This is a genomic window from Streptococcus oralis, from assembly GCF_001578935.1.
Taxonomy (GTDB): Bacteria; Bacillota; Bacilli; order Lactobacillales; family Streptococcaceae; genus Streptococcus; species Streptococcus oralis_R.
The window spans coordinates 253,146-262,142 of the sequence record NZ_KQ969521.1 but is presented as its reverse complement, the minus strand read 5'-3'; the positions used below and the strand labels follow the sequence as shown (position 1 = coordinate 262,142).

At 40.0% G+C, this 8,997-nt stretch carries 11 protein-coding genes and 1 pseudogene; 1 reads left to right on the top strand and 11 read right to left on the bottom strand.

What is annotated here, in order from left to right; translation table 11 throughout:
• From SORDD15_RS01310 to SORDD15_RS01270, 9 genes are all read right to left on the bottom strand, one after another.
• Positions 1–469: radical SAM protein (locus SORDD15_RS01310; protein WP_155718774.1), on the bottom strand; the 469-nt coding region annotated here is incomplete at its 3' end.
• Between the two features lie 73 nt (positions 470–542).
• Positions 543–941: a YtxH domain-containing protein gene (locus SORDD15_RS01305; RefSeq protein WP_061413684.1), complete on the bottom strand. Its 399-nt coding sequence runs from the start codon at positions 939–941 to the stop codon at positions 543–545.
• Between the two features lie 15 nt (positions 942–956).
• The gene (locus SORDD15_RS01300) at positions 957–1,340 is read right to left on the bottom strand and encodes a DUF948 domain-containing protein (protein ID WP_061413682.1); all 384 of its coding nucleotides are present in this window, start codon (positions 1,338–1,340) and stop codon (positions 957–959) included.
• Positions 1,341–2,129 carry a prolipoprotein diacylglyceryl transferase gene (gene lgt / locus SORDD15_RS01295; protein ID WP_061413680.1) on the bottom strand — a complete coding sequence of 263 codons (789 nt, stop codon included), beginning with the start codon at positions 2,127–2,129 and terminating at the stop codon, positions 1,341–1,343.
• Entirely contained in the window at positions 2,122–3,057 is a 936-nt protein-coding gene (hprK, locus tag SORDD15_RS01290; RefSeq protein WP_061413679.1) for an HPr(Ser) kinase/phosphatase, read from the bottom strand. The genes lgt and hprK overlap by 8 nt, the downstream gene beginning before the upstream one ends.
• A gap of 136 nt (positions 3,058–3,193) precedes the next feature.
• Positions 3,194–4,156 (bottom strand): hypothetical protein, encoded by a 963-nt coding sequence (locus SORDD15_RS01285; protein ID WP_061413676.1) that lies wholly within the window; start codon positions 4,154–4,156, stop codon positions 3,194–3,196.
• Between the two features lie 65 nt (positions 4,157–4,221).
• On the bottom strand, positions 4,222–4,398 hold the full coding sequence (gene rpsU / locus SORDD15_RS01280) for a 30S ribosomal protein S21 (RefSeq protein ID WP_000048054.1): 177 nt from the start codon (positions 4,396–4,398) through the stop codon (positions 4,222–4,224).
• 78 nt (positions 4,399–4,476) lie between these two features.
• Positions 4,477–4,977 carry a hypothetical protein gene (locus tag SORDD15_RS01275; RefSeq protein ID WP_061413675.1) on the bottom strand — a complete coding sequence of 167 codons (501 nt, stop codon included), beginning with the start codon at positions 4,975–4,977 and terminating at the stop codon, positions 4,477–4,479.
• A 76-nt stretch (positions 4,978–5,053) separates the two neighbouring features.
• Positions 5,054–5,761: a glucosamine-6-phosphate deaminase gene (locus tag SORDD15_RS01270; protein WP_061413673.1), complete on the bottom strand. Its 708-nt coding sequence runs from the start codon at positions 5,759–5,761 to the stop codon at positions 5,054–5,056.
• 146 nt (positions 5,762–5,907) lie between these two features.
• Here SORDD15_RS01270 and queA point away from each other — a divergent pair, with 146 nt between their 5' ends.
• The gene (gene queA, locus SORDD15_RS01265; protein ID WP_061413671.1) at positions 5,908–6,936 is read left to right on the top strand and encodes a tRNA preQ1(34) S-adenosylmethionine ribosyltransferase-isomerase QueA; all 1,029 of its coding nucleotides are present in this window, start codon (positions 5,908–5,910) and stop codon (positions 6,934–6,936) included.
• A gap of 39 nt (positions 6,937–6,975) precedes the next feature.
• On the opposite strand, the gene SORDD15_RS01260 is transcribed toward queA, so the two are convergent.
• A complete protein-coding gene (locus SORDD15_RS01260; RefSeq protein ID WP_061413668.1) occupies positions 6,976–7,836 on the bottom strand; it encodes a YihY/virulence factor BrkB family protein in 861 nt (286 codons plus the stop codon).
• A gap of 29 nt (positions 7,837–7,865) precedes the next feature.
• A pseudogene (locus SORDD15_RS01255) lies at positions 7,866–8,997 on the bottom strand (sodium:proton antiporter); the annotation flags it as partial.

Sequence of the window (8,997 nt, the reverse complement as noted above, 5' to 3'; positions counted from 1 at the left end):
CGATGGAGATATTGTCAAAACCAGCCAGTTTGAGGCGGTCGATATTTTCATAAATATCCTTCTCCAAGTGACTACGCCCAATCTTTTTCAGCATTTTATCATCAAAAGTCTGCACACCCAAGGAAACACGATTGACTGCCGACTGTTTCAAAACCGCAATCTTATCCGCGTCCAAATCGCCTGGATTGGCCTCAATGGTCAACTCTTCCAAGACAGACAAGTCCAATTTTTTAGTCAAGCCATCTAAGAGCAGCTCTAATTGCGGAGCGGACAAAGCTGTTGGCGTCCCACCTCCAATGTAGAGGGTTCGCAACTTTTGGATATCATAAGAACGAAACTCTTCTAGCAGATGCTCCAGATAACTATCTACTGGTTGATTCTTGATAAATACTTTTGAAAAGTCACAATAATAACAAATCTGTGTGCAAAAGGGAATATGCACGTAGGCGGACGTTGGTTTTTTCTGCATAGTATTTATTATACCACAAAGACAGGTTTGCAGATAAAAATCACCATCTCCAAGAACTAGAGATGGTGATACTTTATACTTCAGTAATATCGATGATGATTTCTTCTTGGCCTTCAGCGACGTCTGGAGTTGTTGACTGTTCTTGCCATTGCTCCTTGAGATTGTTAAAGGTTTCCTTTGACGCTTCTGTCGCTTGTCGAGCACAGTTTTTAGCTTGGTCAAGGACACTATCAAAAGTGATTTCACCAGATTCTACTTGTTCCTTTGTTTTCAGAACAAAGTCAGTTGCCTGTTCCTTGACTTCTGTCAGTTTTTCACAAACTTGCTCTCTGGCATATTCTGGATCTTCTCTCAAATCATCTAGAAAATCCTGAGCTTGACTACAAACTTGCTTACCCTTGTCACTCGTCAAAAACAAAGCAAGAGCTGCACCTGAAACCGTACCTAAAAGGATAGAGGATAGTTTTCCCATAAGATTTCTCCTTTTTTATTTTTTGAAAAATTTACTTGCGACACGAAGAGCGGACAAGCCTGCACCTGTTTTAATGGTCTTTGAACCAGCAGATGAAGCTTTTTTGCCTAAGACACGTGCATGTTGGTTAAGGTCAGATACTGACTCAGACAAGTCCGCCACAGCTGTAAAAAGTGGATCAATCGTCGCAACTTTGATATTGATATCGTCTGCTAACACATTGATCTTAACCAGTAATTCATTGGTCTGATGCAAGGTAATGTTCACATCTGAGCTCAACGTTTTGATGGTTTTCTCTGTCTCATCAATCATACGACCCGCTTTTTGAATCGTGATTGTCAAATAGACTAAACAGACAATCAAAGCAATCGCAACAAGTATATATGCAACTTCTAACATTTAGTTTTCCTCCTCTGTATGATAGAAAGGGGCTTTCTTTCGATTTTGATAAAGTATGATAAAAATACCTAGTCCGATAAGGACAACTGATAACCATTGGGAAACTCGTAGACCAAAGAACATGAGACTATCCGTCCGCATCCCTTCGATAATCATACGACCAAAGCCATACCAAATCAAGTAGAAAGCAGTGATATGACCGCGTCTGATTCCTTTTAATTTTCGTCTAAAAATCAAAATCAAAGCAAATCCAATTAGATTCCAGACTGACTCATATAGGAAGGTCGGCTGACGGTAGCTACCATCAATATACATCTGGTCACGGATAAAACCAGGTAGATAATTCAGATTATCCACTGCAGCCCCGTAGGCTTCTTGGTTAAAGAAATTTCCCCAGCGACCCAAACTTTGGGCAATCATCACACTCGGTGCCGCAATATCTAAGAAATCCCAAGTATTAATCAGCTTTCTATCTGCAAAGATATAAAGGACAATAGCCCCTGCTATCAGACCTCCATAAATGGCCAAACCACCATTCCAGATGGCGATGATTTCACCTGGATTTTGCAGATAATAATCTAAGCGAAAAAGTACGTAATAAAGTCTCGCACCTAGAATAGCAACCGGAAATGCAATCAGGATGAAATCTAAAATATCATCGGACAGAATTTTCTTTCTAGGCGCTTCTTTCATGGTCAAATAAACCGCAAGAATCAAGCCTGTCACAATACACAAGGCATACCAACGAATAGCAAAAGGACCGATTTGAAAAGCAACTGGATTAAGCATCTTTCACCTCATTTTGAGCAATCAGATTTGTCAAGCGCTCTTCAAACAAACGTGTCGCATCAAAGCCCATTTCCTTAGCACGATAGTTCATGGCTGCCGCCTCAATCACGACGGAGATATTGCGCCCTGTCTTCACTGGTATGCGGATACGTGGAATGGCTACACCAGAAACTTCGAGTTCTTCGGCATTGTTCCCTAGACGATCAAAAGTCTTATGGGTATCATAATTTTCCAAGTAAACTGCTAGCTGAACTTGTGACGAGTCCTTAACCGCACTTGCTCCGTAGAGACTCATCACGTCAATAATACCCACTCCACGAATCTCAAGCAAATGCTTCAAAATTTCAGCAGGCTCTCCCCAAAGGGTCATTTCATCCTTGGCAAAAATATCCACACGGTCATCTGCCACCAAACGGTGCCCCCGTTTCACAAGCTCAAGACCTGTCTCACTCTTACCAATACCGCTATCTCCTTGGATCAAGACTCCCATGCCATAGATATCCATCAAAACACCATGTACACTGGTACGTTCCGCCAAGCGGGAATCCAGATAACTAGATAGTTCTCCAGACAAGCGACTGGTAGCCGTACGGCTAGTTAAAATGGCAATCTGACACTCTCTAGCAGCCTTTAACATCTCCTCAGGGATTACCAAACCACGCGCAACAATGACCGCTGGCGTTTCTGGCTGAAACATCTTAGTCAAGACCTTATAACGATTATGAGAAGACATAGCGACCAAATAGGACCATTCCTTCATCCCCAAAAGTTGGATTCGCTCTGGAGTATAGTAATCAAAATACCCCGTCATTTCAAGACCTGGTCGTGAAATATCTGCAGTCTTGATTTCTTTTTCAAGTAAATCACCCTCACCATAGACAATATCCAATCTGAGCTTCTCAATGACCTCTTTCACTAAAACCGACATCATTTCCTCCTTCAATCGAGTTCTCCCTACTATTATATCAGATTGTGGTAGGAAGTTTCCTTTTTTTGCAGGATTTACAGTATTTATTTGATGTTGCTTGGGAAAAGATTTGACTAGGAAGTCTTTTCGTACTCTTTCAAATTAACCGAGACAAATCTACTGCAAATCGGTCAACGTCTATCACCAAGTCCCTTCCAGATTTTTCTAAGTAAATTTTTGGAAGACCTTTTGTTAGTATTCTATTTGCATCAGCCATATCTTGAGGATAGGTATAGAACTGTTGACCTTTTGGGAACTGATTTTGGACTTGCCATTCTTCAAACTCCTTCAAAAAAGTCTTATGAGATGGCATACTGACTTCTTCGAACAAGGAATGGTCAAAAAATCGTACCAAACGATACAGACCATGAATCTCATCCGCAAAGCACTTATCAATTTTTTCATAAGGGTAACCTCGCCTCTGATAAGCTTGGCATAAGTTTTGTAAGGACTCACTTAATGCAACTGCATCTTTTCTTGCCAAGTTTATAAAATACCGAACAGAAAATTCTTCCATACCAGTTCGTTTTTTCTTCCCTAAAAACTGTTGTGCACGCAAGAGCGACTCGGATAATCTTTCTTCATCTTGATAATAAAGAGCGTATAAAAGATTAATCACATTTTCCGGATAATAGGTTCCTTTCAACAAGGGTAAATCTTTGGGGATGAATGATGGAATGACTGAAAAATCGTTACAAGCAAAAGAGGTAAACAAGCCTTTCAAAATTCCATCTGTGTAGATGGTTCCACTTGCCAACAAACCGCCTCTCAGCAGCTCGGTTCTTCCTGTTTGCCATAGAGCGTTGTTTAACTGCTTATAATCCCCATCTAAAAACGCAGCATAATAGGCAAAATATTTAATATCATCTAGCAATAAGCTACTGTACAATTTTACCCTTAAAACCTTGTCAGACAATACTTTTGAATCGGTCAAATACTTTTCAAAAATTCTTTGGTTTGACTCTTCGAATTCCTTCCAATCTATCGGATCAGCACAATAACCCCAATCTTCCAAGTGATTTTCACGCATCTTTTGATATTCTTTTATATACTCTTTCATAAGAATTTGTTCCTCTAAATACTATGCAAAAAAAAGACTAGACAAGTCTAGCCTTTCATTTCAAATTAGAATTTTTTACGTTTACGAGCTGCTTCTGATTTACGTTTACGTTTTACAGAAGGTTTTTCATAGAATTCACGTTTGCGTGTTTCTTGAAGAGTACCAGCTTTAGTAACCGCACGTTTGAAACGACGAAGTGCGTCGTCAAGAGATTCATTCTTACGTACTACTGTTTTAGACATTTTTTTCACTCCCTTCAAGTTCAAGATCTATTCTATTTTACACGTAAAAGGAATAATTGTCAAGGGGAAACTAAGTTTTTATTTTTCATAATGATTAATAATATAGTTCACCATCTCCTCCATATCTGCTTCAGATAAAGGTAATTCCCAGTTTGTTGTTTCCATTTTAAGAAAAGCATCACTGACTTCAGATTTATTATCTGGCAACAAAATTTTGCCGTCTTTTTCAAACATAATACCTATCCTATCATATAAGACATGAAGATTATTACTATTTGGATCAATATCAAAAGACTGTAAAGAGATTAAGATGTCATTTCCTTTATATGACAAATCAATCCACATGTGATTTGATAAATCATATGGCCTAGATAAAGTCCTACCCGATGAATAATTTGGCCATCCACTTCCCCTACTTGTCTTTACAAATGTATCAGTACCATCTTTCTCCTTTAAAAAAATTAAGTTTCCGTCATTATCTTTCTTATTTAAGAGGAAGCCTATTATTCTTTTTTTCTCTTCTGTTCTAGCGCTCTTATATGCTTCTTTTACTTTTAGAAATTCTTCTTTATTATTCATGTGGTCCCCTAACGTAATGTTGAAGTTATATATGTCTAAAACCACTCACTCCAAAGAGCAAGTGGTTCTTGTAATTTTACTTTTCAAGCAAGCTGAGCGCTTCAGCATCCGCAATAATAGTCACATCAGGGTGATTTTGGAGGCTACTTGCTGGGAGGTTCTCAGTCACTGGGCCTGACACTGTTCCAGCAATGGCCTCTGCTTTTGACTCACCGTAAGCAAAGAGAATAATTGACTTAGCATCCAAGATGTTTTTAATCCCCATTGAAATGGCTTGGGTTGGCACGTCTTCAATCTTGTCAAAGAAGCGAGCATTGGCTTCAATGGTAGACTGGTCAAGCTCTACAAGGTGTGTTTGACTGTCAAATGGAGTACCAGGCTCATTAAAGCCGATGTGACCGTTGCGACCGATTCCTAGAATTTGAAGATCAACTGGATGATCAGCTAGTACTTGATTGTAACGTTCTACTTCAGCTTCAGCATTGTCCTTGACTCCACGTGGCAAGAAACTTTCCTTAAATGGTTTTTGGTTGAATAAGTGTTCTTGCATAAAGTGACGGTAAGACTGAGGATTATCTCCGTCAAGTCCCACATACTCATCTAGGTTGACACTGGTTAGATTTGAAAAATCAAGGTCACTCTCAACGATTTCCTTGTAAAACTCAAGCGGACTGCTTCCTGTTGCAAGTCCTAATGTTTGAGCACCATTGGCCAATTTTTCCTTCAAAATCTCAAAAGCTACTTTGCCACCTTCGACTTGATTTTCAACTTTAATAACTTTCATTTTATATCCTCCATGTTTCTATATTCATTATATGGTATAGACCAATTCTTGTCAAGTGAAAACGATTTAATTTCTAAAAAAAGAGCTCCTAAACTTGAAACATGTTATAATGGATAGGATTAGAACTTAGAAAGAATGATGAAAAAATGAATACAGCTGATTTTGATTTCCACTTGCCAGAGGAATTGATTGCCCAAACGCCACTTGAAAAACGAGATGCCTCTAAGCTCCTTATCGTTAATCGCGAGACGGGAGAGTTTCAGGATAAACACTTCCACTCTATTATCGATATGTTGGAACCTGGCGATGCCCTTGTCATGAACGACACCCGTGTTCTCCCAGCCCGCCTCTATGGTCAAAAGGAAGAAACAGGAGGCCATGTGGAACTTCTCCTTCTCAAAAATACTAGTGGTGATGAGTGGGAAGTCCTAGCCAAACCTGCCAAACGCCTCAAGGTCGGTACTCGTGTCAGCTTTGGTGATGGTCGCCTCAGCGCTGTCGTTACGGAAGAATTGACCCACGGGGGCCGCATTGTCCGCTTTGAATACCAAGGAATTTTCCTAGAAGTCTTGGAAAGTCTAGGTGAAATGCCACTACCACCCTACATCCACGAAAAACTAGATGACCGTGAACGTTATCAAACCGTCTACGCTAAGGAAAGTGGCTCTGCTGCTGCACCAACTGCTGGACTGCACTTCACCAAAGAACTGCTAGCAGAAATCCAAGCCAAAGGTGTTCATCTGGTCTATCTCACTCTTCACGTCGGACTCGGAACCTTTAGACCCGTTTCTGTAGACAATCTGGACGAACATGAAATGCACTCGGAGTTCTACCAACTTTCTGATGAAGCAGCTGCCACCCTTCGCTCAGTCAAGGAAAATGGAGGTCGCGTCATCGCTGTTGGAACCACTTCCATCCGCACACTGGAAACCATCGGTTCCAAGTTTGATGGACAAATCCAAGCAGATTCTGGTTGGACCAATATCTTTATCAAACCTGGTTACGAATGGAAGGTTGTGGACGCCTTTTCAACCAACTTCCATCTGCCAAAATCAACTCTGGTCATGTTGGTTTCTGCCTTTGCCGGTCGTGACTTAGTCCTAGATGCCTATCACCATGCCATCCAAGAACACTACCGCTTCTTCAGTTTTGGAGATGCCATGTTTGTCTATTAAGAAAATCCCTATTAGGAAACCTAATAGGGATTTTTCTAATCATTCCATACTAAACTTTGGATCTTTCAAGCTCTGAACACTGGCATTGATAACCGCTCCGATAATCAAAATCTTTGCAATAAGAATAAACCAGAACATCATGACCACCACGATAATGGAACTGAAAAATCGAACGTCAACCAGATGATTGACATAACTATTGACGTAGACAGAAAAGATGTTCAATAAAAAGATAAGAGTTAGCAAGACAAAGACACTTCCTGGTAAAACATAGCGGATTCGTGGTGCTTTTACTTTTGGAAGGAAGTAATAGATCATAACCAGAATGGCAAAGATCAAGGCATAGACCAGAGGGCCTGTAAAATCTTGCAGGTAGGAAAATAGCGGACTGTCTGATTGCCAGTAAGTTTTGAGGAGGTTGAGCAACATACGACCAAACATACTCAAAAACAAGGCCAAGGCAAAAAGAATCTGCAAGCCAAGGCTAACAAGCAAACTCATCAACTGATGGGAGATAATCCCTCGACTCTTGGTCACTCCATAGGCTTTGTTAAAGGCTTTTTGAAGGAAATCCATTGATTTTGAAAAGGTCCATAGGGCTGACAAAACAGCAAAACTCAATAAACCTGTCGATGGTTGAGTCAGAACTTCTCGGACAATCTTGGCGACCACATCATAGACTGTATCAGGTAAAAATTCCTTAATCGTAAGTAAGAAATTTGAGACTGGAATCTGAAAATAAGGCAAAATATTGACCATTATCATTAGCAAAGGAAAGATTGAAATCAACCAATAGTAGGCAACCGCAACACTGGTCAACTCACTATCAGATGCTTGATAATAATGCAAAAAAGCTTTCAATAAGGGCCTGTCCATCAGCTCTTTCCACCACTTTTTCATGTTCCATCCTCCGTCATTTTCTTCATCATCTAAGTTCTTCTGATTAAATCTAGCATATCATAAGGTAAAGTATTTGCAGCCTCTTTCAGAGAATAATTCTCTAAATTATTCACATTTTGGCGTAGTTTTTTGGCATACTTGGCTGTTATCAGTTTGGCTTCTTCGTATTCAAAGATTGCCTTACGTTCGAGATAGTAGCCTCGTAGCATTTCATCGATATTGTTTGGCTTGATGCGATTGATAACCCGCTCAACAAAGGCACCACTTCCGATAATGGCCGTCTCGCGTAGACGAGACTCTTGCATAAAACTAATCAGAGAACTCTTGTAAACCCCTTTGAGGTTTTCCAAACTCTCGATAATCAGCTCTGTATTTTCCAAATACAACTCTGAAATCTGATCATAGTCAACTGCTAGTAGTTTACGAGATTCTTCATTCATCCAACTACGGAAAGTTTTGCCAAAGGTAAACATTTCATGAAGTAGAAAGCGCAGTATCCGTAAAGAAACAAGGAAATAATAAGTCACTCTAGAAGCGAAATTCCGATTGATACTCTGCTCCATGTTTTTTAGGTAACGCTGGTAAACTCGATAGCCACGCTCACTGATTCTATTTTCTTCGTAGGCTTGCTCCAAACCGTCACTCTCAATACTCAAGATAAGAAGCTTGAGAGACTCCCAGTCCTCTTGGACTCTTTTATTTTCCTGACTAAGGATGAGGTTTTCAATCCGACCATGATAATTATCAATAGCTGCATAAAGAGGAAGTTTGTTCTTGTGATGGTTCAGTTCTTTTTCTAATTCTGCAGCTACATCATTCAGAATTGCAATATGCATCAAATGATCCTTGCTTTCCTCCTGTTCCTCAGATAAGTGGGGGAGGATCAGTAAACCAGTTAAAAAGCTCATTAGCGTAACGCCTGCTACAAGGAAGAGCAACAAAGGATATTCTTGCTCCAAATGACTTGGTATGAGGAGAATGGTCGCGATAGATACTGTCCCTTTAACACCAGAGAAGGTCAAAAGGAGCATATCTTTCATGTATTTACGGAGACTTTTCTTGAGGCGTCGTGTTCTCCAAACATAGAAGCCATAAATCATGGCAAAGCGAATGGCAAAAAGTAAAATGTCAGCAAAACAACCGATACTAATAATAGTAAAG

Bases quoted from the DNA above. Each gene is read 5' to 3' on its own strand.
- SORDD15_RS01260 (WP_061413668.1), bottom strand. From the start codon at position 7,836: ATGAAAAAGTGGTGGAAAGAGCTGATGGACAGGCCCTTATTGAAAGCT.
- SORDD15_RS01285 (WP_061413676.1), bottom strand. From the start codon at position 4,156: ATGAAAGAGTATATAAAAGAATATCAAAAGATGCGTGAAAATCACTTG.
- SORDD15_RS01270 (WP_061413673.1), bottom strand. From the start codon at position 5,761: ATGAAAGTTATTAAAGTTGAAAATCAAGTCGAAGGTGGCAAAGTAGCT.
- rpsU (WP_000048054.1), bottom strand. From the start codon at position 4,398: ATGTCTAAAACAGTAGTACGTAAGAATGAATCTCTTGACGACGCACTT.
- lgt (WP_061413680.1), bottom strand. From the start codon at position 2,129: ATGCTTAATCCAGTTGCTTTTCAAATCGGTCCTTTTGCTATTCGTTGG.
- queA (WP_061413671.1), top strand. From the start codon at position 5,908: ATGAATACAGCTGATTTTGATTTCCACTTGCCAGAGGAATTGATTGCC.
- SORDD15_RS01305 (WP_061413684.1), bottom strand. From the start codon at position 941: ATGGGAAAACTATCCTCTATCCTTTTAGGTACGGTTTCAGGTGCAGCT.
- SORDD15_RS01275 (WP_061413675.1), bottom strand. From the start codon at position 4,977: ATGAATAATAAAGAAGAATTTCTAAAAGTAAAAGAAGCATATAAGAGC.
- hprK (WP_061413679.1), bottom strand. From the start codon at position 3,057: ATGTCGGTTTTAGTGAAAGAGGTCATTGAGAAGCTCAGATTGGATATT.
- SORDD15_RS01300 (WP_061413682.1), bottom strand. From the start codon at position 1,340: ATGTTAGAAGTTGCATATATACTTGTTGCGATTGCTTTGATTGTCTGT.